Raw genomic sequence first — 23,957 nt, forward strand, 5'->3', positions numbered from 1 at the left:
GGCTTTTTTAGGACAAAGGGACAGGGCTACGAGGGAGACGGGAAGCTGACGTCGGGGTAGTCGACGGCGGCGATCCGGTGGATCCGGTGGCGAAGGGCGGGCGGCAGGTCGTCCAGCGCATGGCCGCGCAGCCACTGGGAGGCTTGGCCACCGAAGACTGCGCCCGACAAGCCGTGATCGTGGACCGTCACCCAGGCTTGCCACCCGCGTACGTCATGTGTCTGACGGAGCGAGACGATGTCGCGAGCGATGCCCAGCAGGGAGACCCGGGCCGCGGGGTGCGGCTCTGAGACGAGGGCGGCCACCGCTGCCACCAGTACGAGTTCCGCCGTGTCCGCGGCTTCGAGCAGGATTTCCGAGTCCAAAGGCCGCAGCAGCGACACCACCAGGTCTGCGGGGAGTCGGCCCGCGTCGTCGGCCAGCAGGCCGAGCACCATCGGACGCACCCCGGCGGCCCACGGGTCCGTCAGCCAGACGGCACACAGCCGGTAGGCGTCAGCGAGCCGCCGCGCCGACGACCGCGTCCGCCCGGCGAGCAGCACCCGCAGCACGTCGTGGGCGATCGAGGACGCCCGGCCGTCAGCGCGGGCGGTGAAGGTCATCAGCTCCGGCCCGAGGCGGTCGACCACGGGCTCCAGGGCGTGCCTGACCACGGAGTCGTTGGTGCCGCCCGAGACGTCCATCTTCCGAGGCAGTTCGTTCCAGTAGGTCCTGCGCCAGCTCATCCGTTCAGGCGCGTCGCGCTCCGGCCGGTTCCCGTACAGCCAGTTCGGGTCGACAGGCTCCGGGTCGTCCGCCGGATCCCTCGCGGGCACTACCTCCAGTTCCCGTTGCGTCCCCGCCCAGGTGTGCTTGAGGTGTAGCGAGAACGCGAAGGCCGCCCATTCGTCCTCGTCGAGAGACGACCGCCACAGCAGGGCGCGGCGGTGCCAGGTGCCCGGCGGGTCGACGGACTCGGGAAAGACGCGGCGCGCCGTGAAACCTCCGGTCAGCGCGAGCATCAGCAGCATGAGATTTGCCTCGTACCGCCCGTGCCGGGAGGAGGTCGGGCTCTGCGGAGCGGGACGGTAGTCGGCGTGGTCGTGCCGGGTGCGGACCGCGTTGGCGGCGATGACCCGGACGACGAGGTCCGCCAGCGCCTCGCGGTCCGCCTCGGGTAGGTGGGCGACACGGGCGCGGACGAAGCGGAGCATCTGACGCGAGGACAGGGGGACGTACGAGAGCAGGGCGTAGAGGAGGTCGTCGGCGACCGGGGCGGGGCCGGAGACGAGCAGGGCAGGGCGGCTGTCGAGCAGGCCGTACAGGAGGTTCACGGCGAGGCGCACTGCGAGGTATTCGCCGAAGGTGGCGTGCAGGAACTCGTACGTGGCCAGGCGGCGCGCGTCGCGGACGGCTTGGGCGCGCTGGACGAAGAAGAATCGGCCGAGGGCGATCTCGGCCTGGTCGAGCGGGGCGCGGAAGCCGGATTCGGGGCGGTGGCCGGGGTCGAGGAGGGCGGTGAGATCGGCCGTGAGTTCGTCCGCGGTGACCCACTGGCGGCGGCGGTTGAGCATGGCGAAGGCGACGAGGGAGAGGCGTTCCAGCTCCTGCTGGACCCGGTCGGCCACCTCGCCAGGCCGGGGGGCCACGGCGGACTTGCCGACCTCGCGGGCGGCGAAGGCGGTGAGCAGGTCCTCGTACAGGTCGGCTTCGTCCAGCGGGACGCCGTCGTTGCGCCGGAGGGCGTTGTCAGTCGCGTCATAGAGGGCGAGCATCAGCAGCAGCAGGGGCTGGCCGGCGAGGTCGCGGTGCTGTTCGACGAGGGAGGCGGGCAGGGGGCTGAGGCCGTTCGCGGCGAAGTAGCGCTCGTTGGTGCGGTTCCACAGCGCGACCCAGGTGCGGATCTGCTCGTCGCTGAAGGGTTCCAGGCGTAAGGCGACCGAGCCCTCGGGGAAGCGGGCCCGGTCGGCGACGGCGGTCCTGGTGGTGACCAGCGCGATGACCGGCCGGCCCTGATCGGCCTCGCGCTGCTGGAAGGCGGCGGCCCGCTCCAAGAAGTCGGACTGGCTGACGCCGGTGGCCTGGAGGAGTTCGTCGAAGCCGTCGAAGAGGATGACCGGGACCAGGCCGGGGGCCGCCCGTACGAGATCCGGCCAGGTCGCGCGCTCGCCTGTCCCTGACCGGATCGCGTACTCGATCTGGTCTTGGACGTCTGCCTCGGCGGGCACCTCGCGCAGTACGACACGGACCGGCAGGAAGCCCGCGGCGGGCAGGCGGGCAGCGAGGACCTTCGTCAGCAGTGACTTGCCGGCACCGGGCTGGCCGAGGACGACCAAGGGCGCGGCCGTGGCGCCTGGGCTGGTTAACGCGCCCGCCAGGTACTCGCTCAGGTCCTCGCGCTCGTCGGCGCGGGTCCACCACGCCTCGTCGGCCGGGCCGCCGCCGTCGCCGCCCACCGCCCGCACCCGGAAGCGCGGGTCGAGGTAGCCGGCGGCGACCGTTGGCAGGCCCACGCCGGTCGGCACGTCGCCATCGGCGAGGATCGGGCGGCTGAGCGCGGCCCGGGCGGCGGTGGACAGGGCCGCGGCCACGTCCACCGGGGGCGCACCCGCCGACAGCCCGGCGAGGAGCGACGCCACGCCGGCCAGGGCTTCGCGTACGGTCGCGCGGGTGGTCTGGTGCTCCATCTGGTGTGTCCAGAAGGCGAATTCGGGGATCTCGCCAGCCAGGCGGGTGTACAGCTCCTCGTAGCGGCGCAGGGCTCCGCCCGCGGCTCCCCTGATCTGTTCACGGGTCGCGCGCCGCCCGTTCTCGTTCAGGCGGTCCCACAGGGCGAGGCCGCACAGGAAGTTTTCCAGCCGCGCGCCCAGGTCCCCATACCAGCTCGCGAGGGTATCGAGGACCCGCTCGTACGGGATGTGGGGCGCCGGCATCGGCGGGGCGGCGGCCGTGAGGGCATGGACGAAGTCGCGCGCGGTCGACTCGGCCGCGCCCGCCAAGGCGAGCTGTTCGCGGCGGGTCAGCCGCACCTCCGCCCAGTCGAAGGGCAGCTCGGTCACCGCGAGTTCCTCGAAGTACGCGGTCACCACCAGCACCGCGTGGGCGGCCGCGAGACGTTCGCTGCGGCTCGTCCGGTCGGCCGTTCCCAGCCGCTCGCGCAGGCTTCCAACCATATCCCGGCCGAGCCGCAGGATCCGGCCCCGCGCCCCCGCCAGGTTCAGTACGGTCTCGCTCGCCCCGCCCGTGGCCAGCCCCAGCGCACTGCCGAGCGCCTCGTCCAGCGCGGCCAGCCCCGCGGGGTCGCCTCCCAGCAGCACCACCGCGTCCCCGTACCCGATCAACCGCCGCGCCGCCATGCCCGATCTCCCTCCCCTTGAGCCCGCGGCTCAGCAGCCTGCCATGCCGCGGGGGCCGCCACCCTAGGGTTCGGGCGGCTCGGGACACACGGCGACTCGGGAGGTAGTACGGGCGGGAGCCGACAGACCGCGGGTGACGCTCGAGGGGGCTTGTTGGTGTGTGGGGTGCCGGCTGGCCTGGTGTGTTGTGGGTTTCGGCTCCCAATCCTACGCCGACGTCGTCCGCGACCGAGTCACCGCCGACCCCCGCGACGCCGTGCTCCTGGCGGTCGGCGACTTCGACTGCTCGGGCGAGGACATCGAGCGGGACCGGGTGGAGCGCACCGGCTGCTGGAGCTCGGTGACCCGGGTGCTGCTCACCTATGAGCAGATGCGCGCGTACGGGCTCCTGGCGACCGAGGGCAAGCGCGGCGGCCCGAGGTGGCCGCCCTTCGCCCGCCTACGGCTTCGACATTGAGTGCCCGGTGCACGGGAGGTGGAGGCGCTGGAGGCGGACGAACTCCAGCGCCTGGTCCTCGCCGCCGTCGACCCGTACATCGACCGCGACGTCCCCGCGCAGCAGATCGCCCGCGAGGAACAGCAGCGCCGCGCGTTGTCCGAGTTCCTCGGTCGATGGGGCACGGGCGGCGGAAGGACGTCCGCCTGAGCCCTCAGTACATCTCGAAGTCGGGTTCCCAGTCCGGGTCGGGCTCTTCGTCGTCGTTGGGTATCTGGCCCTTGATTCCCGCGAGGTCGAGTTCCCACATCGTGAGTGTGAGACCGCACAGGCGGCACCCGAAGTGCCGGGGGAGGAACCAGACCTCCCCGTATTCCCCCGTCTTGTCCCGGCCGCTTGCGAAACCAGTGTGTCCGCACGCGGGGCATTCTGCGGGTACGGCGATCGGCCACGGGGCGGCCGCGTACATCACCGGCCTGCCCAATGACCACCCTCTGCGTCGCAAGGAGAACGTCTTCGTGTTCTCCTTGCGAACGCCGCAGCCGCGCAGCTGACCCAGTTCGTGGCCATGACGACCGCGCCGGGAGGAATCGCTGACACCGGCGCGCATTTGTATCACTGACCACCGGCACCCTTGACCGCCGCTTGGAGGGCTGCGCTCCAAGCTGCATCTACGACGGCTGCTCACTGCAGGCGCTCGGCGATGAAACGCCCATCCCCGTCACCGGGCAGCACCTGGCCGCCGAGCAGGCCCGCGCAGATCGTGCCCGCGCGGCACGCCGCTGGCCACTGCGCGTCCGGCGTACCTTCGACGGCTTTCTCCACCGTCTTCGGTTATGTCGTCTCAGTTGGGATGGTGCGGATCATGCCATGTATGAGTCTCTGACCTGCGAGGACTCAAATATTGAGATTGAGTGCCGACCTCCGGCGATGCGGGCTGTCTTGGGGTAGGTATGACGTCTGACCTGCGAGGAGTCTAATTGTGAGACCTTGGACTCAATCTCGTTGAGGTGGCGCTTAGATCGGCGCTGAGTCTCGGGTAAATGATCTTGATCGGTGGAGTGCCCTGGCCTGCGTGTGTAGCCACAAGCCGACAAACTGCACGGCCCGCACCGGCCGGCGGCGGTTCGCGGCTTGCCCGTAGGGCGTGCCGGCTTCGCCCGACTCTCGGCTGGGGGTAGTGGCTGCACTGAGGTGATGGTCGAGTGCGCTTGGTCTCAGATGATCGTGGCGGGCACGTGGTGGGCGGTGAGGAGCTGGACGAGGGGCTCTGCCTCGTCTTCGGGTACGGCCAGGGCAGCGAGGCGGCGTGCGCGGGTGAGGGCTACGTACCAGATCCGTAGTTGCTCGTCGGTTACAGGGTCGCTGGTTGCCCAGCGGTTGACGTTGCCCTGAGGTTCCCCCGAGATGCGGGGAAGGGTGACAGCAGGTCAGATGGGTCTCATGAGAGGAGCCCTGACGATGCCTGCCCCGAGGAAGTACCCGCTGGAGTTGCGTGAGCGTGCGGTGCGGATGTACCGGGCGGCCGAGCCGAAGCCGGTGATCCGCCGCATGGCCGAGGATCTCGGTGTCCACCACGAGGCCCTGCGCAACTGGATCCGCCAGGCCGAGGCCGACGCCGGCGAACGGGAGGACGTGTTGACCACTGCCGAGCGCGAGGAGTTGGCCGCCCTGCGCAGGGAGAATGCCCAGCTCAAGCGGGCGAACGAGGTCCTGCGGACAGCCTCGGCTTTTTTCGCGGCCCAGCTCGACCCGACCCGGCCCAGGTGACCGCGCTCCTCGATGAGCACGCGCACCTGGGGGTCGAGCCCGTACTCCGGGAACTGCACATCCCCTCGTCCACCTATTACCGCTGGCGCCAGGCAGAAAAGGAGCCGTGTGAACGGCGCCGTCAGGACACGGAGCTGACCGGCCGGATCCGGCAGGTCCATGAGGAATCCGGCGGGGTCTACGGCTCGCCCCGTGTCCATGCCGTCTTGAAGCGCGGTGGAGTGCACGTCGGCCGCAAACGGGTCGAGCGCCTCATGCGCGAGGCCGGTCTCGTCGGCATCAGCCCCCGCCGCGGCAAGGGGTTCACCCGCCGCGATCCGGACGCCGATCTCGCCCCTGACCTCGTGCAACGCGACTTCACCGCGCCCGCGCCGAACCGGTTGTGGGTCACCGACCTCACCATGATCTCCACCGGGGAGGGGCCTTTGTGGCTGTCGGCGATCCGCGACGTGTTCTCCCGCCGCGTCGTGGCATGGGAGACCTCCGCCCGCGCGGACGCGGACCTGGTCCTGTCCTCGTTGGAGTATGCCCTGGCCAGCCGTGAGGTCGCCCCGGGCGAACTGGTCCACCATGCCGATCACGGCTGTCAATATACGAGTATCAAGCTGACGACGCGGCTGGTCAGAGCGGGTATCCGGGCGTCCATGGGCTCCGTCGGGGACTCCTTCGACAACGCCCTGGCGGAGAACCTGTGGATGATCATTAAGACCGAGTGCATCCGCGGCCGCGTCTTCGCGACCAGGGCCGAAGCCAATCTGGCGCTCTTCGAGTACATCGACGGCTTCTACAACCCCCGACGCATCCAAAAACGCCTCGGCTACCTCAGCCCGATCGAGTTCGAGGAGAAGCGCTACGCCGACCAGGCAGCGGCCGAACCGGTGAACCTGAAACCACGTCAACCCGCCCTGACCAGCTAGTCAGCCACTCCCGCACAGCGGGGGAACCTCAGTCTTCCAGGAACCCGACTTCGGCCACACCCCCCATGGCGCCGATGCCCAAGCGTGGTCGAAGAACCCGCTCGATTCCCGGCTCATCTCCTCCGCGCTCTTCGATGACCCCTTCGAAAGAGTCTCGCTCACCGCGACGCTGACCTGACACCCACAAGAAGCGCCGCGATCCCGACTGTTGAGCCTGCCGACTGCCCTGCGGTGGGCCGGGCGCTGGCCCGGGCCCCTCTGGAGCCCAGTCCTTCTGACTGCATGGTCGCTGCCAGTACTGGGTCCGTGTCGCCGTCTGGCTCACGTGCGAGGGCTTCACGACCGCGCAAGTGATGTACGTGTCCAGATTATCAGGACACTGATAGCGTGGTGGCGTGACCTCAACTGTCGAGTTGCTGCGGGGCATGCTGGGCGAGAACGCATACCGCGCCCTGGAAACGCTGGCCGCCACGACCGTGCCCCTGTCAGGCCGGAAGGTGGCAACGGCCCTGGGGGTGTCCCCGACCACGGCAACGGCGGCGCTGGACAAGCTCCGAGAGGCCGGGCTCGCCGCCTCGAGTCAGGTCGGGCGTTCCCAGCAGTGGCATCTCAACACCGACAGCGACACGCTGCGCACATGGCTGGAGCAGACCCGGGCGAGCGCCGCCGACACTGCGACGCCTACCGGTATGAGCCCGTACGCGACCGGCGGCGGTGGCGTCACTTTCGAGCGCAAGGTCGCTGTGCAGTACCTTGCCCATCTGCTTCTTGGCGACGGCGCCGATGAGTTGGGCGACAGCCGGTCAGTTGTCAGTGTGGCCTTCCAGAAAGCACCAGAGCACGCGGTCGACGACCTTGTCCTCCATGCCGCCCGCGCCGATGAGCCGGAGCCGTCCCTGGTGCTCGCCGTCGCTGTGCGCCGCGCACCCGACCTCGTGCAGAGCAACGAGTTGAGCAGAAAGCTCATCCGCACCTTTGTTCAGGAAGTCGTCGACGCGCCCAGCGACGGGCCTGAACACCGAGCGGCACTGGTCGTCGCAGGCCGGCAGGAGCACGCGGAGCAACTGGCAGTACTTGCAGCCGAGGCCACCGTGCAAAAGGACGCGCCCAACTTCTTCGGCCTCCTGCGCACGCACCGGAAATTCCACGTTGACGTCCGGGCACGCCTTACCCACATCGAAAAGCTCGTCGAACTCGCTCTGGCTGCACTCGGGGCCACCGATCCCAGCCCGCAGCTTGTTGAGCAGCGCACCTGGCAGCTGCTGTCACGGCTGACCGTGCTCATGCCCAGACTCGAGACCCCGGACGAACTGGACTGGGCCCCCGTAACGAACTCACTCATCCGCGTTGCCCGCGGCACCGACCTCTACGGGGCCACGCGACTGCGGGAGCGGCTCGTCGCTCTGGCCGACGACTACTCGCCCAAGGCCGCCACCGTCGACCTGAGTCTTCTGCGGCGCGACGCCCACCAGGTCCTCGACTCGGCCGTGCGCCGTCACCGGCGAGGATGGCGGATGCTCGGCCACCTCCACGAACGCGCGCTCACGTGGGTGCGCGACGAGATCACCACCGAGGACCGCAGCCGCACGGTGCACCTTGACCGTAGCGATGCGGCACACCAGCTGCTTCAGCTGGTGGAGTCCCAGGCGACTGCGGTCGTCGTGCACGGCGAATCCGGCGTGGGCAAGAGCGCCCTGGTCGTCCGTACGCTCACCGACGCTGCACAAGACCCCGACCGCCTGCAGGTGGCGTGTATCAACCTGCGGCATCTCCCCGTCACCACCGTGGAAGCGGAGTCTGTACTTGGTACCTCGCTGGCAGCGCTCCTCAAGGAGCTGAGCGCCCCTCGGCGGATCCTTGTCATCGACGGGGCGGACGCGCTCGCTGAGGGCAGGCTGGAAACCCTCCTCTACCTCATCGACGCCGCCATCCAGGCCGAGGTCAAAATCGTCGCCATCACCGCGAACGACGCCCAGCAAATCGTCCACGACACCATCAGTGACCGCTGTGCCGGGGAGGTAGCCGGCTTCGAGGTCCCGTTGCTGACCGATGCCCAGGTGACCGAAGCTGTCGCGGTCTTCGAAGAGTTGTCGGCCCTCGCGGCCGACCCGCGGTCACGGGAGCTGCTGCGACGGCCCGTCGTGGTGGACCTGCTGGTACGAGGGGGCGTGAAGGCCACGCCCCTCAGCGACGCCGACGCCATGCAGCAGGCGTGGTCGGGACTGGTACTCCGCCCAGGACGCCCTGAACGCGGGACCCCGGACGCCCGGAACGTCGCGCTTCTGCGTCTGGCCGCTCTGGAACTCGGCAAGGGAGATGCCCTGGATGTCGTGGGAGCGATCGATCCCACGGCTCTTGCCGGACTGCGCCAGGACGGTCTGCTGCGCACAGAGACCGACGCCCCGTTCGCTATCGGCCCGCAGTTCGCACACGACGAGGTGCGCCGGTATGCGATCGCCCGGCTCTTCTTGTCGGCTCCCCACCCCACGGCGGTATTGGTCGACGCCGGCGTGCCGCGCTGGGCGCTGGGTGCCGCACGGCTTGCGTGCCAGGCACGCCTTGCCGCCCCCGACAGCCAGAGGGCGCCTGCGCGCGGCAGGTTCGCCCGCTTGCAGCAGGCCTTTGACGATCTGGTCGCGGCAGGTCACGGGGAGCGCTGGGGAGACGTGCCCGGTGAAGCGCTCCTGACGCTCGGAGCGCCCGACCCGGTGCTGCGCGAGGCATGGCCTGTGCTGCGTGCTGAACCGGACGCCGGCCTGCGGCGACTGATTCGTCTGGTGGACCAGCGGTTGCACGACGAAGCGGGGCTGGTGCGGATCGTGGCAGTCGAACCGCTCATCGCCCTGCTGCTCGACGAGGAGGAGCCCTGGCGGGAAGGTAAGCACGTTCAAGGCATCCTGCGCGACTGGCTCCACGCGGTCATCCTCGCGAATATCCCCGCCGGTTATCCGCTGCGGATCAGGCTGCACGACCGTCTACTCGCTGCCTGCGGCGCAGCCGATCGCCAGCTGAAGGACGAGCAGGCGGCACGGCCGCCGCGCAAAGCCCAAGGCGAAGACGACTTCGCGCGGCAGCCGCTGCTGCGCTTGACAGGAAACGGGCGCCGGCGTGCCCGCCGTCGTGCGCGCGCCGAGATCCCCCGCGAGATCTCCGACAAACTCATGGTTGAGCTGCTGGCCTTGCTCGGACCGGATCTCGGTGAGGACGGCGAGGCGGTCCTGCGCCGGGTAGCGAGGGACGCACCGGCATGGGCCGGCCCCGCCGTCGAAGAGGTGCTGACCGGCCGGGCACTGGCAACCTACCGGCGTGGTTTCCTGGCCGAGCTGACCGAGGCCTACTACCTCAACGACGACGAAGACGGGTCAGGGTTCCACGAGGACGGCATCCGCCATCACACCGCTCACGGGGTCGGAGTGGCCCCTCTTGCGGCCTGGTACCGCGGCCCGTTCATGGCGCTGTTCCAGACGGACTTCCGCACCGGCGTCGCGGTGCTGAACCGCTTGCTCAACCACGCCGCGCTGGCGCGCGCCCGCACCCTGGCAGGCCTCGGCCAGTACGGCGCCCCGTCCACGGATCACGACGTCAGCGCCTACCGGACACAACTCGACGTCGCAGGGGCTCGCCGTACCTACGTCGGAGACCCGCACGTGTGGCTCTGGTACCGCGGAACCGGTGTCGGCCCCTATCCCTGCATGAGCGCACTCCAAGCGCTGGAGCGGGTGTGCGACCGCATGGTCGAGGCTGACATTTCCGTGGCCGCCATGGTTGCCGTCCTGCTCGAGGACTGCGAGAACCTTGCGATGGTCGGCTTCGTCGTCGGCCTGCTCATCCGCCATCTCGAACACGACGACCGTCTGCTGGACCGCTATTTTGCCGAACCGATGGTGTGGAAGCTGGAGTTCACACGCACGGTCCACGAATCGAGCGGGCTGAGGGCGGCCGCCGACGATCTGACCGCTCCTGAGCGCCGGAGCTGGTCGCTGCGGGAAACGGCCATGGCGACGGTGCTGCGTGCTGACGACCAGCGCGCGCAGGAGCTGCGGCTGGTTGGGCAGGAGCTTGTCGCAACGGCCCGGCGGCTGGCCATGGGGGACCTCGGCGAGACCAGTGAGGAAAGGGTCCAGGAACTGCTTCACCCTGTACGCGCCTGGGCCAGTGCCCTGGACCGCGACACTTACCAGGCGCAGCACGTGGAAGGGGGCCTGCAGATCCAGGTCAACCCCCCTGACGACGTCGTCGAAGCCCTGCAGGCCAAGAACACGGACCTGGCACGCGTCCACGAAGCCTTGCGGCTCAGCGTCCGCTACTACGTCCATCCCAGAACCGGCAAGGCCGAAGATCTCAGTGCTGACGACCTGGCCGGCGATCTGGCAGCAGCCCGGGAACTCATCGACAGCTCGTCCTCCGACTCCGACGACCGGTGGGAAGCGCCCGCCGCGGTCGCCGCGGCGGCACTCACAGCACACCTCGTGAACGGTGTTGACCTGCCCACCGACGACCTGCGCTTCGCCGCCCAGACACTTCTTCGGATCGGGGAGGGAGCGGTCTCACCGCACCCCTTCGACTCTGAGGAGGCCTATTACGAGCAGGGGGCCGACCGCACCGCCGCACGAGCACTCCCGCTGCTCCTTCTGCCTGCCGCCGCCACGCTGCGAGCCCATGTCGACGGCAGCGACGGCTCCACCGCATACCGTCAGGCCGCCGCCGCAGCGAGCAAGCTGGCGCGGGGCCTAGCCAACGAGGTACGCGTGCACCTGGCCCGCGGCCTCGACCCTGTCTGGCAGGCAACCTGCACAGCCGGCGACAGCACCTGCCATCACGCAACAGCCCTCCAACTGGCGGTCGAAACCATGCGCGACTGCGTCCTCGGCACCTGGGACCCGCAGACCGGCCGGCGCGCCATCGTCACCCTCGACGATCCGGTCTCCGACGCACTCGCTGAGGCCGCTGCTGACTCCATCTTGGTGGACCGCCTCGATGGGGCGATCAGGGCCCTCGGCCCAGCCGCGGCGGCATCAATCTGCATCTCCGCCCAGGCTGGCGAACTCCTCACCGTGCTTCTTGCAACGCACCGACGCGCCCTGCTGGCCTCGGAGCGCGACATGGACCATCGCGGCACCCATGCCCTGATCGCGGCGCGGGCGGTGCTCACCGTGGCAGGCACAGGCCAGGACGCACCCGTCTTCCAGCACATCGACGCCTACGCTGACCACCCGACACTCCTCGGCAGCTTCCTGAGTGCACTGTCCTCAGCTGCCGAGGAGTCTGCGGACAGGGCAGCCACCGCACGGAGTATGTGGCCCACCGTGATCGCCCATGTGATCGCCCTGGAAGCCTCCGGGCACACACCCTTCATCGGCAGGAACGAGTACAACTCCGCCCTCGCCGCGCTCCTGCCCAACCCCGCCGCCGAAATCGCCTACCTGTACCGGGAAGTCCACGACCAGCCCATCGTCTGGTGGGAGCCGCTCGCCTGGCAGGACACCGTCGCCCAATGGCTGCCCCACGCCCAGGGTCACGCCACGTGCGTGGACCAGCTCGTCGGCTTCCTCAAGCCCCTGCCAGCGGACGACCAGGCACGCGTCGGCCTTCAGTGGGTGGCGGACCTTGTCCTCGCCCACCCCAGCCAGGTTGCGAACCGGACATTCCTGCTCACGTCATGGCTGATCGAACTTCGCCAGGCTGTCGCCGACGCAGGCATGACCACCGACTGGCAGCGGGTAGTTGACGCACTCGTCGTTGCTGGAGTGTCCCGACTCGCGCCGTACTCCGAGTGAACACATGCAGATCGGGACCCTGCCGGTGCCTGAGGTTCCCCCGCTGTGCGGGAGTGGCTGACTAGCTGGTCAGGGCGGGTTGACGTGGTTTCAGGTTCACCGGTTCGGCCGCTGCCTGGTCGGCGTAGCGCTTCTCCTCGAACTCGATCGGGCTGAGGTAGCCGAGGCGTTTTTGGATGCGTCGGGGGTTGTAGAAGCCGTCGATGTACTCGAAGAGCGCCAGATTGGCTTCGGCCCTGGTCGCGAAGACGCGGCCGCGGATGCACTCGGTCTTAATGATCATCCACAGGTTCTCCGCCAGGGCGTTGTCGAAGGAGTCCCCGACGGAGCCCATGGACGCCCGGATACCCGCTCTGACCAGCCGCGTCGTCAGCTTGATACTCGTATATTGACAGCCGTGATCGGCATGGTGGACCAGTTCGCCCGGGGCGACCTCACGGCTGGCCAGGGCATACTCCAACGAGGACAGGACCAGGTCCGCGTCCGCGCGGGCGGAGGTCTCCCATGCCACGACGCGGCGGGAGAACACGTCGCGGATCGCCGACAGCCACAAAGGCCCCTCCCCGGTGGAGATCATGGTGAGGTCGGTGACCCACAACCGGTTCGGCGCGGGCGCGGTGAAGTCGCGTTGCACGAGGTCAGGGGCGAGATCGGCGTCCGGATCGCGGCGGGTGAACCCCTTGCCGCGGCGGGGGCTGATGCCGACGAGACCGGCCTCGCGCATGAGGCGCTCGACCCGTTTGCGGCCGACGTGCACTCCACCGCGCTTCAAGACGGCATGGACACGGGGCGAGCCGTAGACCCCGCCGGATTCCTCATGGACCTGCCGGATCCGGCCGGTCAGCTCCGTGTCCTGACGGCGCCGTTCACACGGCTCCTTTTCTGCCTGGCGCCAGCGGTAATAGGTGGACGAGGGGATGTGCAGTTCCCGGAGTACGGGCTCGACCCCCAGGTGCGCGTGCTCATCGAGGAGCGCGGTCACCTGGGCCGGGTCGGGTCGAGCTGGGCCGCGAAAAAAGCCGAGGCTGTCCGCAGGACCTCGTTCGCCCGCTTGAGCTGGGCATTCTCCCTGCGCAGGGCGGCCAACTCCTCGCGCTCGGCAGTGGTCAACACGTCCTCCCGTTCGCCGGCGTCGGCCTCGGCCTGGCGGATCCAGTTGCGCAGGGCCTCGTGGTGGACACCGAGATCCTCGGCCATGCGGCGGATCACCGGCTTCGGCTCGGCCGCCCGGTACATCCGCACCGCACGCTCACGCAACTCCAGCGGGTACTTCCTCGGGGCAGGCATCGTCAGGGCTCCTCTCATGAGACCCATCTGACCTGCTGTCACCCTTCCCCGCATCTCGGGGGAACCTCAGAGGCGCAAGCTGACGGGCGACGGGCCGAACTCATGGCGGCGCTACGGCTGGGCGAGCAATTCGACACAGCCACGGGGCTGCCGGTCACAGAACTGCGCGCGAGAAACAGGATCACCTGGTTCGAACACGCTGTAGAGCATGTACGGAGGAAGTGGCCGCGCGCCTCGGCCAAGCACCGGGCGGGCATCGCCGAGGCCCTTGCCACCGTGACGATCCCCCTCATCGCGTCATCCACACTGCGTCAGGCCCCGGCGGGCCTGCGCGCGGCGCTGTACGGGTGGGCGTTCCGCATGACTCGGGGCGGAGACGGGGTGTGGGTGCCGCGCAGGGATGCGGAGGAGCCCCCTGGGGACGTGGCGTGCTGCCTGGACTGGATCGCGAGCCACTCGATGCCGCTGGCAGACGTTGCCAGGCAGGAGAACCTGCACCGAGCCCTGGAGGCGCTCGCGCGGAAGCTCGACGGAAGCGAGGCCGCGGAGAACACCGTCCGGCGCAGGAGGATGATTTTCAACAACGCGCTGGTCTACGCGGTCGCTTGCGACCGGCTCGAGGCCAACCCGCTGCCGAAGGCAGACTGGCAACTGCCGTTGGTCGACATTGAGGTCGACTTCCGCTACGTGCCCGGCCCGCTTCTGGCCCGGGGCCTGATCAGTGCCGTAGGGGCGCAAGGGGTGCGTGGCGCGCACCTGGAGGCGTTCTTCGGCTGTCTCTACTACGCTGCCGTGCGGCCGGCCGAAGCCGCTGCGCTCACCCACCGGGACTGCCTGCTGCCCAGTACGCGCGAAGGTCCGCATGCCTGGGGCGAACTCGTCCTGGCCCGCAGCCATCCCGAAGCAGGCTCCGGCTGGACCGACGACGGTCACCCCCACGACACTCGGGGACTCAAACGACGTGCCCGCAACGCCACCCGCACCGTCCCCATCCCGCCTCATCTCGTCCGCCTGCTGCGCACCCACATCGAGTGCTACGGCACTGCACCGGACGGTCGGCTCTTCCGCGCGGTACGAGGCGGTCGCGTGAGTTCCAACGAGTACAGCCGCACCTGGCGTGTCGCCCGCCAACACGCCCTCCCTCCCGACGACGTGGGGACCCCGTTCGCCCAGGTCCCTTACGGCCTGCGCCACGCAGGAATCTCTTTGTGGATCACCGCCGGGGTTCCCCCGGCCGAAGTGGCTCGACGGGCCGGACACAGCCTCACAGTGCTCTACCGCATCTACGCCAAGCCGTTGCGAGGCCACCAACACCATGCCAACCAGCTCATTGCAGCCGCTCTGCGCGACATCCAAGAGTGACTCCCACGCGAAGCTATATTCGAACTTTTTATCGAATGTGCTGGAGTTGAAGCTTGCACGCGCTTCTTCCGTATCTGCTGCCGGCTGCTTGTCGTGTAAGTCTGGCTGGATCTCGCGTGATGAGCGGTCTGCGGTACGGCACCGATCGTTGCCGCGCAGGCGTAACGCTCCTGGCGGCCTCAGATCTTGTTCGGGTACCAGTTCGGGCAGGTCAAGGCCCCTGCTGGGGACACTTGTTCCACATACGCGATGAGCAGGGTGCGGGCCGATGGCGGCCGTTGGCTGGTGGCTGCCGCCGACGAATTCAGGTCACGCACGAAGAGGGGTGAGCCTGGATTTCCTAAGTTTTCGGGGCGGTTGTCAGTGGCGGCGTCTACTTTCCACATACGGGCCGGGAATGTGGCCCGTGGCAGTACGGAGGGGGAGTGGTGACGCAAGAAGAGCAGGATTTCGCCGGAGCTGAGGTGGTGTCTGATGCGCGGCGGGTTGTGGGATATCTGGTGCGTCCCGAGTCCGACGAGTACATCGCGATCATGGATGTGCTTGAAGGATCGGTGACCGACCTGACGGCAGCTGAGGTGACGGCAGCGCTGTCGGCTGCGGGAGTTCGCCTGGATACGCGTGTGGTGGAGACGCGCCTGAACGCGCTCCACGCTCTGGGCGCGGTCTCGCCGCGTTCGGATCACAGCAACGCGCGCCGGTATGTGGAGATCCTGGCGCGGAACTGGCGCTACACCGCCAGCCCCGCAGGCCGACACGTCCAGCGCTTCTACCGGCAGGTCCTGGCCGGGACGGCGACGGTGCGGGAGATCCCGATCGCGTCGCTGAACCGGATCGTCACCCACCTGGAATCCCTCGCCGCCTCACTGGGGGAGAGGGAGCCTGTCATCGGCGGCCTGGACCGTGCGTGCGTGGATGCGGTGGGTGCGGTGTTCACCAGCCATGACGACCTGGATGCTGCCCTGGTCGGTGCTGAGGATGCGCTGATGGCGCTGGCCGACCGGTTCGACCTGGACGAGGAACGCACCGGGGACCTCAAGGGTTTGTTGGTCGACTATGCCACCCGTGTCGCGGCCGAACTCGACTCCGGTTCCGCCCGCGCCGCAGCGGCCCTGACGGTTCTCGTGCGGTGGTTCGGTCCGTTGTCCCAGGCGTCGGTGGATGCCTCCCAGGCCCGTGACCTCATCGCCGCCGGAGCGCTCACCGCCTCCCGCGGCGGCCGCACCGAGGACTGGGAGGGCCTGCGGGCGTGGTTCGACGTCCGTACCGGTCGGGCGGCACGGTTCTCGCTGCGCCTGGTGCGGACGTTGCCGAGCATGCACGCCAACCTGCGCCGGCTGCACTCGTCCGCGGGTACGGCCTCCAGCCGTACCCGCGCCTTGTCTCTGGCCCGGGCGGTGCTGACTCCCGAGGTGGGGGTGCAGATCTTCCAGGCCGCGGTGGGCGACCATGCCTGGCGCAAGCTCTACGGCCAGGCCGACGAGGACGAAGCCGGCCGCAACCCGTCCTGGCGTGGTGGCCCCCAGGTGCCGGTGCCGACGCTGCTGCGCACCACCGGCCGCTCCGGCCCGCGCGGGCGGGGCGGAGCTCCGCGCGATGACACGGCGGTCAGGGCCCGGGTCGCCGCAGCCCGGGCGCAGCGCCAGGCAGAGCACTCGGCAGCAGTGGCCGCGGTGCTGGCTGCGGTACCCGGCCAGCTGCTGGACGAGGCCGCAGCCCGGGTGGCACTGGCCGCCCTCATGGCTGCCGCCCGCGCAGGCGCAACGGGCCCGTCACGCACGGGAACCAGCGGGGGACTGGCCTGCACCCTGGTCCACACCGGCACCACCGCCGGCACGATACAGGCCCCCACCTGGCGGGTCCTTGTGCCCGACCGCATTCCCCTGTTCCACCAGCCCGGCCGCCGCCCCTCCCGGACCGCCATGGAAGCGGTCGCCGGTGCCACCGCAACCGACGACCTGACAGTGCACGCCACGCTGCGGATCACCCCCCACCTGGGCTCGAGCCATCCGAATCACCCACGGAGTCATCAAGCACCCGCTACCAGCCTGGCGCAGGAAGGCGCAGCATGAACCAGGAGACCCACCGGGAATCCGCCGAATCTGCCACCGACCCCGCGACGGGCTCGCCGGACACGTCGCGGCGCCGCAGGGCCTGGAGGCCCGAGGCCGATACCGAAGCAGCATCGCTGCTGCGCCGTCTGGCGGCCACACCCTGGCTGGTCGGCGGCCGCGACGACGAACTGATCGCCGCGGTGCGCCGCAACGAGAGTGCGCTGCGCTCCGCTGTCGCCCGGCTGGGGTGGGTCCTGGTCATCGAACGGAACCTGGTGCGGCTGCGCAAGAGCGCTCCGCCGCGCCCGACGGTGTGGGCGCGCCAGGGCCCGAGCCCGGCGGCCTGCTCCTGGTTCTTCCTGCTGGTTGCGGCAGCCGAGTCGATGCCGCCCCGGACCGGGCTCGGACAGTTGGTCACCGCCGCCCGCTCAGCGGCAGCCGAGGCCGGCCTGCCGCAGCGGGGCGACCTGGGCGAGCGGCGTGCGATCGTGGCCGCGCTGCGCATGCTCGACGAACGCGGAGTGGTGGAGCGTCTGGACGGAAACCTGGATGGATACCTCCACGATGAGCAGGCCCCGGTCCTGCTTGCTATCCACCACACCCGGCTGGCCCATGTGGTCGCCAACCCCGGCACTGTCGATCCCGCGACTGACCCCCACGGGTGGCTCGAGCAGGTGCAGCGGGAGCCGGACGCAGCCCGTCGGATGCGCCGTGCGCTGGTGGACGACACCTGCGTGCACACCGCGCTGCTGGACGATGCCGAAGCGCAGTGGCTGAGCCAGCGGGTCCGGGGCGACGACGGCGCCCCCTTGGCGACCGCCTTCGGGCTGAGCCTGGAGCGCCGCAGCGAAGGCGCGGCCTTCGTCGTGCCGGACGAGTCCTTCCGCCACTTCCGCGAGCTCGGCCCGATGCCTTTTCCCGTCCCCGGCACGATTGCGCACGCCGCGCTCCTCCTGATCGACCACGCCGCCGTCCACGGCGCCGCCGGTAACGGTCCCGGACCGGGATGGCGCGGCATGACGCATCAGGACGTGGTTGCCGCACTGATGCACTTCGCCGATAACAAAGCCTTAGGCAAGGGCGGTTGGGGCGCGGAGTACGTATCCGACCCGGCCCTGCTGGCGGAGCGGGTCGCAGACCTGCTGACCGGCACCAACCTGGTCCACCTCGTCCATGCCGACCATCCCGTCGACGACGCGGCCGGCCCGCTGTGGTGGTTCGCTCCCGCCACCGGCCGTTGGGCAGAGGAAGGCAGCGCTGCCCCCAAAACCACCCGCCCCCGCTCTCCGGCAGTGCCGGCGGCCCAACGCCTCCCGGGCACGGGCGGGCCAGCCACACCCGCTCGCCAGAACCCGGACTTGTTCGGCACCTTCGCGACCGATCAGCACAAAGACAAGGAACTGCGGTGAGCGACATCCTCGACCTGGACTTCAGCACCCAGACTCCACTTGCGCCGTCCGGCAAGGCCAGCCGGTTCGGAGGCCGCTGGCGCCTGATCGGCGCCGGACTGTCGAACGTATGGCGTTATGGAGACCTGGACCTTCCCGCCACCTCGGGCCGGCTGCTGCTGCGGGGGCCCAACGGCACCGGCAAGACCACCGCCCTGGAGGCGCTCTGGCCCTACCTGCTGGACCTGAACGCAGCCAAACTCGCCGCCGGGAAGGCGCGCCCCACCACGTTGAAGCTCCTCATGAGCGAAGGCGCTCCCGCCAAAGGCCGCCGATACGGTTATCTGTGGCTGAGTTTTGCCGCGCCTGACACAGAGCCGATAGCGGGGACGGCGCCGGATGGATCGGTGGTGAGTTTCGGGGTCCGGCTCCAGTACTCGCCCAGTGCCTCGCCGTCCGTCACGGTGATCCCCTTCACTGTGCCCGGCCGCCCGCTGTACGAGGTGGCGCTGCGCGCACCTGGCGGCGGGGCGTGGGAGCACGACGACTTCTGCGCCCGCATCCAGGAAGCGGGCGGACAGGTCTTCGAAGACCCCGACACCTACGTCGAACACCTGGCCGCCCGGATCTGGTCCACCACCGCCGAGGAGGTACGTGAACTCGCCTCGCGACTGCGGGAGGTCCGCAATCCCTCTCTGCTGGGGGACGTGTCACCGGCCGCGGCCGCCGCGGCGCTGCGGCAGTCCCTCCCGGGAGTCGCCGGCGACGTCCTGACCGCTACCGCGGACGCTTTGGCTGAGTCCCACACCACCCGGGAGGCTTTCGAACGCGACGGGCATGCCGCAGACGTGCTGGGCGAGTTCTCCCGGGTGTGGACCGGGCATGTCGTCGACATCACCCGCGCCGCACACCATGCTGCAAACGAGGCCGCAGCCGACGTGGATACCGGCCGTCAGCAGGTGAGGAAGGCCGAGAGCTACCTGTCCCAGGCCAGAAACGGCGTCCAGGATGCGGATGCTGAGGTCAGGCAGCTGGGCGCCGACTACCGCGCTGCGATGGCCGAGGCCCATGCCATCGAGACCTCTGATGCCTATAAGGCGCATGGCCGCGTCACTGATCTGCGTAAACGCCTGACAGCCGAGCAGACCACCGCAGCTGGCGCCTTCAGTACGCTCGAGATCGCGGCAGAGCAGGCCCGGGACACTACCGTCTCGGCCGGAGAAGCGCTGGACGAGGTCGTCGACGTCGCTGCCGAGCTTGCCCAGGTTGCCGTGTCCATGGGCGGCCTGCCGGCCGCGCTCGACACTTTGCTCGCCCACCGTCCCCGGGCCCGCAGCACACGCCACGTCGCCGACCGCACCGTTGATCCGGGGCCCGGTCTGACGCTCACCCACGACCGGACCGGCCTGCTCAACCTCGCTGCAGCCTGGATCGCCTCGGCGCAGGCGTACCGTGGGACCGCCGACAAAGCCGCCCTCGTCCAGAAAGACCACACCGCGGTCGCCGAAGCCGCTCGGACCGCCAGGACGGCAGAAGGCCATGCCTCCCGGGCTGAGAGCGATCATGACAAAGCCGCCCAGGCGGCGGCCCGCGCCGGCAGCAACGCCCGCGGAGTCGCCCGCGACACTCTTGCTGCTGCTGCCCGGTGGGCACCAGGCCACCCTGATCTACGGGGCCTGCACGACCCCGATCTCCTGTCGCTGGACGAGTACCCGGTCTGGGAGGCCTCCGACATCGACGCCCTCGCCGGTGCAGAACCGGCCGCCGTGCGTGACCGGCTCAACTCGTGGGCGCTCCAGGCCCTGCACGCTGGTGAAGCACTCGCCGCTCAGCACGAGAATGCCGCCCGCAACCACCAGGCCACTGCGGCACAACTCGACGACGAAGCCGCCGGGCACCGCGCCCAGGCCCGCGATCTGCGCGGGGGACAGCTTCTGCCGCTGCCGCGCCCCCAGTGGGCCGGGCCGGGTGATGACGACGCTGCGCTCGGATCGCTGCTGGAATGGCGTTCCGGCGTGGCGCAGGACCAGCGGGCGCTGCTGGAGTTCGCGCTCGCCTGTGCCGGTGTCCTGAGCGCCCATCTGCATACCGGCGGCGCCACCACCAGCGCTTGGCACATCAGCCCCGTCGGCTCGCCGGCAGAGCACAACCTGAGCGCGGTGCTGGACGTCGACCCCGACCACCCCCGGGCCGACCTCGCCCGCACCGTCCTGGCCCGTATCGCGCTGAGCGACACCGCGACCAGCCCCCGCCACGATGCCGCTCTGGTCATTGGCTGCGACGGCACCTTCGCAGCCGGCCCGCTGACCGCCAATCCTGCAGCTGCCCTGACCCCAGCGGGGGCCGTCCCGCCTGCCGCCTCGCACATCGGAGCCCGCGCCCGCCTGGCCCGGGCTCGGGCCATGGCCGATGAGCTCGACGAGGCCGCGGCGACACTCCAGGAGCAGGCCGCCGGCGAGCGCACTGGGGCCGCGGACCGCCGCCGGAGCCGCGACGCCGTCCGCAGCGCAGCACGGTCCTTCCCCCCGCGGGACGCCCTGGTCGATGCGGAGGCCGAGCGCGCCCGAACCGCGAAGGCAGCGCACCGGCTCGAAGACGCCGCACGGATCCTTCGCGGCCAAGCAGACGCCGCCGCGGCAGAGCACACTCGCCTGCACGCCGACTGGATCGCGCGTGCCCGCGACCTCGGCCTGCCCACCACCCTCGACGAGCTGACCGAACTGATCGAATCGAGCCGGACACGCGCCGAGAAACTGGAGTCGTGCGCCAAGCAGCTCACCGGCCGGCTTTTGATCACACTGGACCGCGTGCTGCGTTCGCTTCCGGACGAGAGCGCACTGACCGCCCGGCTGGCGGAACTTGAGCAGGCCGCGCAGAGCGCACACGACACCGCACTGGAGACCGGGGCCGAACTGGCCGAGGCCGAGTTCGCCGGGGACGTGGACGACGCGTCCCGGCGGTTCGAAGCCGCCAAGACCCGAGCCGGAAAGCTCTCCTCCGAACTCGAAATCGCCCGCCGGGAAGCAACGGACGCCGAAAAGCTGCTCAGCACCCGCGAGAGCGAACTGGACACCGCCCGCAACCGCCTCGATGCGGCACGTCCCCGGCAGGAATCCACACACACCCACCTGGCACGGCTCCTGGCATGGGAGCCCATCGGCCGGGCACTGGACGCCGACGCCTTCCTCTCTGCCCGCGGCATCCTCACCACAGACGGTCTGGGCACCGGACCGCAACTCCTCGATCGCGCCGCCGAACTCCTCGCCCGCCGTCCCACCGCCTCCAAGAAGACCCTGGGCGAGCACTACGACGACGTCCGCGCCGAACTCGCCCAGACCTGGACCATCGCCCGCAGCGACCCGCCGGCCGGCCTCGACGAACTCGAGACCTTCGTCCTCACCCACACCGAGACCCAGTACGACCCGCCCCACGCCGCGGCCCGCGCACAAGCCCTTGCCACCAGAGCCAAGAACGCGCTGGCCGCGGCCGAAGAAGCCGCCCTGCGCGACTTCGTCATCGGCCGCCTGCCCTCCGCCATCGGCACCGCCTGGGCGGCCCTGACGGCATGGAAGAGAACGGTCAACACGAACATGCGCGCAGCACGAGCCTCTTCCGGCGTCGGAATCCAGGTCCAGATCGAACTGCGCGACGACCTCGACCCCGCCACCCGCACCGTGTACGAACTGTGCTGCAAGGTGGGCGATGCGCTGCGCACCGACGAACAGAAGGCCCAGGTCGGAGAGGCACTGCAGGCCCTGCTGGCCGCCGCGGACGGCTCCACCATGACCGAACGCCTCACCGCCGCGGTCGACATCCGCGACTGGGTCGACGTCCACTATCTCGTCGAACGCCCCGGACCCGACGGGGAGCCCGCCACCCGCCGCTGGGGTTCCCGTACCGGTCTGTCCGGCGGTGAGCGGCGCCTTGTCGTCCTGGCGCCGATGCTCGCCGCGATCGCCGCCAACTACGACCGCCTCACCCCGACGGGCCTGCGCCTGGTCCCCCTCGACGAAGTCCCGGCCGAGGTCGACGAACGCGGCCGCGAGGGCCTGGCCCGCTACCTGGCAGAACTCGATGTCGACCTGCTGTGCACCTCCTACCTGTGGGACGGCGCACCGGGAGCATGGGACGGCATCGATGCACACGACCTCGAAGCGGGCGAGGACGGGACCGTCGTCGCCTTCCCCATGCTGGTCCGAGGACTGCAACCCCTGCCCGGCGACGAGGCCGACCCGGCCTTGGACGATGAGGGGCCGGCATGACCTGCCCGCTGTGCGCTGGCGCCTGCGCAGGCGCCGACCTCGGCCCCCTGCTGAACCCGGACCTCACCTGGCTGTGGAGCGAACTCGCGGCAGTCGCCGATCGGCGTGGCGACCCACTTCTCACCGAGGGACCCGCAGTCACCGTGACGATTCCCGCCCCACCTGCCCAGCGCGCCGCAGCAGCCGGCCTGATCAACGGACGACCGCTTGTTCCCGGTCAGCGTCGCCGTATCGACCTGGGCGAACTGACCGCCGTGCTCGCCGTCCGGGGCCCGGCCCTGACCCCGGGTGCAGTCGCCGCCCACGCCAGCGGCCGGCGCCTGGCGGCCAAAGCCCGCGCCCGCGCCGCCCAGGAGCGCGCCGTCGAACAACTCCGTACGCAGCTCCAAACCGGCGCCGCAGGCCTCCCGAAGCATGTACGCGCGCTCGTGGCCCCGGAGACTGTCTTCGACCGGCTGCGGAGCACCGGCTGGATCGCCCGCATTCTCAACACATCAGACCCCTCCGTGCTGCTCGGTGCGGCGCTGCAGGTGGTCGGGCGGCTGCCGGAACCCGGCGCCCGCATCGACCGCCGCGTCCTGGTCCCCGGAGACCCCCACGCGCTCGACACGGGAACGCTGCCCGCCCTGGTGCTTGCTCTGACCGGCAACTCCGCCACCGCCCCCCGCTCGGGCTGGGCGCACCTCGGAGTGGACTGCGACGACCTGCTCGGCGGCCTCATCATCACCGGAGTAACCCCCCACAACTGGCAGATCCCGCCCGGCGCCACCTTCACCCTGCCACCAAGAGAACTGCCCCGGATCGTGTGGACGCCCCCTCCGACCGCGGGCGCCTGGGTGTTCGTCACCGAGAACCCGTCGGTCCTCGCCGCGGCCAGCACGCAGGCTCTCGCCGCTGACGCCGCCACCACCCCGCGGGTGGTATGCACGGCCGGCACACCCTCACACGTGGAGTGCGCGGCCGTCGGCGCGCTGTCCGACGCGGGCTGGAACGTCGCGGTACGAGCCGACTTCGACCCCGCCGGACTGGCACACATGCGCGCCCTGCTCGCTGCCGCACCCGCAGCCCTCCCGTGGCGGATGAGCGCCGCCGATTACCTCGCCGTCGCCACCGAGGCCACCCTCGACCTGCACCTGGACGAAGCCGACGCGCCCTGGGACCCACACCTGGCAGCGGCCATGAACGCGCGCCGCGCACACGCCTACGAGGAGGATCTCCTGCCGATCCTGCTCGCAGACATCGCAGCGGGCACACCGGATACTCCGCCCACGGTACTGGCCTGAAATACGCCCCGACTTCCCGCACGCGGTGCATCTGGCCATATCCGACCCAACGCATCGCATCCTCCCCTGCCACGACAGGAGCCTTC

At 70.0% G+C, this 23,957-nt stretch carries 15 protein-coding genes; 11 read left to right on the forward strand and 4 right to left on the reverse strand.

Going from position 1 to position 23,957, the window contains the following annotated elements; genetic code table 11:
• Window positions 1-26: 26 nt before the first annotated feature.
• Complete coding sequence (locus tag OG552_RS36250) at window positions 27-3,335, reverse strand: NACHT domain-containing protein (RefSeq protein WP_329128454.1); 3,309 nt, start codon at window positions 3,333-3,335, stop codon at window positions 27-29.
• Between the two features lie 187 nt (window positions 3,336-3,522).
• Here OG552_RS36250 and OG552_RS36255 point away from each other — a divergent pair, with 187 nt between their 5' ends.
• Complete coding sequence (locus OG552_RS36255) at window positions 3,523-3,792, forward strand: hypothetical protein (protein ID WP_329128453.1); 270 nt, start codon at window positions 3,523-3,525, stop codon at window positions 3,790-3,792.
• The gene (locus OG552_RS36260; protein WP_329128451.1) at window positions 3,793-3,981 is read left to right on the forward strand and encodes a hypothetical protein; all 189 of its coding nucleotides are present in this window, start codon (window positions 3,793-3,795) and stop codon (window positions 3,979-3,981) included.
• 474 nt (window positions 3,982-4,455) lie between these two features.
• Here OG552_RS36260 and OG552_RS36265 read toward each other — a convergent pair whose 3' ends face one another.
• Window positions 4,456-4,596: a hypothetical protein gene (locus tag OG552_RS36265; RefSeq protein ID WP_329128450.1), complete on the reverse strand. Its 141-nt coding sequence runs from the start codon at window positions 4,594-4,596 to the stop codon at window positions 4,456-4,458.
• Between the two features lie 380 nt (window positions 4,597-4,976).
• On the opposite strand from OG552_RS36265, the gene OG552_RS36270 reads away from it, so the two are divergent.
• The 4 genes from OG552_RS36270 to OG552_RS36285 all read left to right on the forward strand — a co-directional run bounded on the left by OG552_RS36270 (window position 4,977) and on the right by OG552_RS36285 (window position 12,235).
• Window positions 4,977-5,114: a hypothetical protein gene (locus OG552_RS36270; protein ID WP_329128449.1), complete on the forward strand. Its 138-nt coding sequence runs from the start codon at window positions 4,977-4,979 to the stop codon at window positions 5,112-5,114.
• Between the two features lie 118 nt (window positions 5,115-5,232).
• The gene (locus OG552_RS36275) at window positions 5,233-5,541 is read left to right on the forward strand and encodes a transposase (protein ID WP_329128445.1); all 309 of its coding nucleotides are present in this window, start codon (window positions 5,233-5,235) and stop codon (window positions 5,539-5,541) included.
• Window positions 5,538-6,458: an IS3 family transposase gene (locus OG552_RS36280; RefSeq protein WP_329128447.1), complete on the forward strand. Its 921-nt coding sequence runs from the start codon at window positions 5,538-5,540 to the stop codon at window positions 6,456-6,458. The genes OG552_RS36275 and OG552_RS36280 overlap by 4 nt, the downstream gene beginning before the upstream one ends.
• 395 nt (window positions 6,459-6,853) lie before the next feature.
• The gene (locus tag OG552_RS36285; protein WP_329128448.1) at window positions 6,854-12,235 is read left to right on the forward strand and encodes an ATP-binding protein; all 5,382 of its coding nucleotides are present in this window, start codon (window positions 6,854-6,856) and stop codon (window positions 12,233-12,235) included.
• A 61-nt stretch (window positions 12,236-12,296) separates the two neighbouring features.
• On the opposite strand, the gene OG552_RS36290 is transcribed toward OG552_RS36285, so the two are convergent.
• The gene (locus OG552_RS36290; protein ID WP_329128447.1) at window positions 12,297-13,217 is read right to left on the reverse strand and encodes an IS3 family transposase; all 921 of its coding nucleotides are present in this window, start codon (window positions 13,215-13,217) and stop codon (window positions 12,297-12,299) included.
• Entirely contained in the window at window positions 13,214-13,522 is a 309-nt protein-coding gene (locus OG552_RS36295) for a transposase (RefSeq protein WP_329128445.1), read from the reverse strand. The genes OG552_RS36290 and OG552_RS36295 overlap by 4 nt, the downstream gene beginning before the upstream one ends.
• A gap of 102 nt (window positions 13,523-13,624) precedes the next feature.
• Between OG552_RS36295 and OG552_RS36300 the strand changes: the two genes are divergently transcribed.
• The 5 genes from OG552_RS36300 (at window position 13,625) to OG552_RS36320 (ending at window position 23,871) form a co-directional block, all read left to right on the forward strand.
• Window positions 13,625-14,884 carry a site-specific integrase gene (locus tag OG552_RS36300; RefSeq protein ID WP_329128443.1) on the forward strand — a complete coding sequence of 420 codons (1,260 nt, stop codon included), beginning with the start codon at window positions 13,625-13,627 and terminating at the stop codon, window positions 14,882-14,884.
• 428 nt (window positions 14,885-15,312) lie between these two features.
• The gene (locus OG552_RS36305) at window positions 15,313-16,956 is read left to right on the forward strand and encodes a DUF2397 family protein (RefSeq protein ID WP_329140448.1); all 1,644 of its coding nucleotides are present in this window, start codon (window positions 15,313-15,315) and stop codon (window positions 16,954-16,956) included.
• Entirely contained in the window at window positions 16,953-18,347 is a 1,395-nt protein-coding gene (locus OG552_RS36310; RefSeq protein ID WP_329140450.1) for a DUF2398 family protein, read from the forward strand. The genes OG552_RS36305 and OG552_RS36310 overlap by 4 nt, the downstream gene beginning before the upstream one ends.
• Window positions 18,344-22,588: an SbcC/MukB-like Walker B domain-containing protein gene (locus tag OG552_RS36315; RefSeq protein ID WP_329140452.1), complete on the forward strand. Its 4,245-nt coding sequence runs from the start codon at window positions 18,344-18,346 to the stop codon at window positions 22,586-22,588. The genes OG552_RS36310 and OG552_RS36315 overlap by 4 nt, the downstream gene beginning before the upstream one ends.
• Window positions 22,585-23,871 carry a DUF2399 domain-containing protein gene (locus tag OG552_RS36320; RefSeq protein ID WP_329140454.1) on the forward strand — a complete coding sequence of 429 codons (1,287 nt, stop codon included), beginning with the start codon at window positions 22,585-22,587 and terminating at the stop codon, window positions 23,869-23,871. Before OG552_RS36315 ends, OG552_RS36320 begins: the two co-directional genes overlap by 4 nt.
• Window positions 23,872-23,957 lie beyond the last annotated feature (86 nt).

This window comes from Streptomyces sp. NBC_01476 (assembly GCF_036227265.1).
In the GTDB taxonomy this organism is placed as follows: Bacteria; Actinomycetota; Actinomycetes; order Streptomycetales; family Streptomycetaceae; genus Actinacidiphila.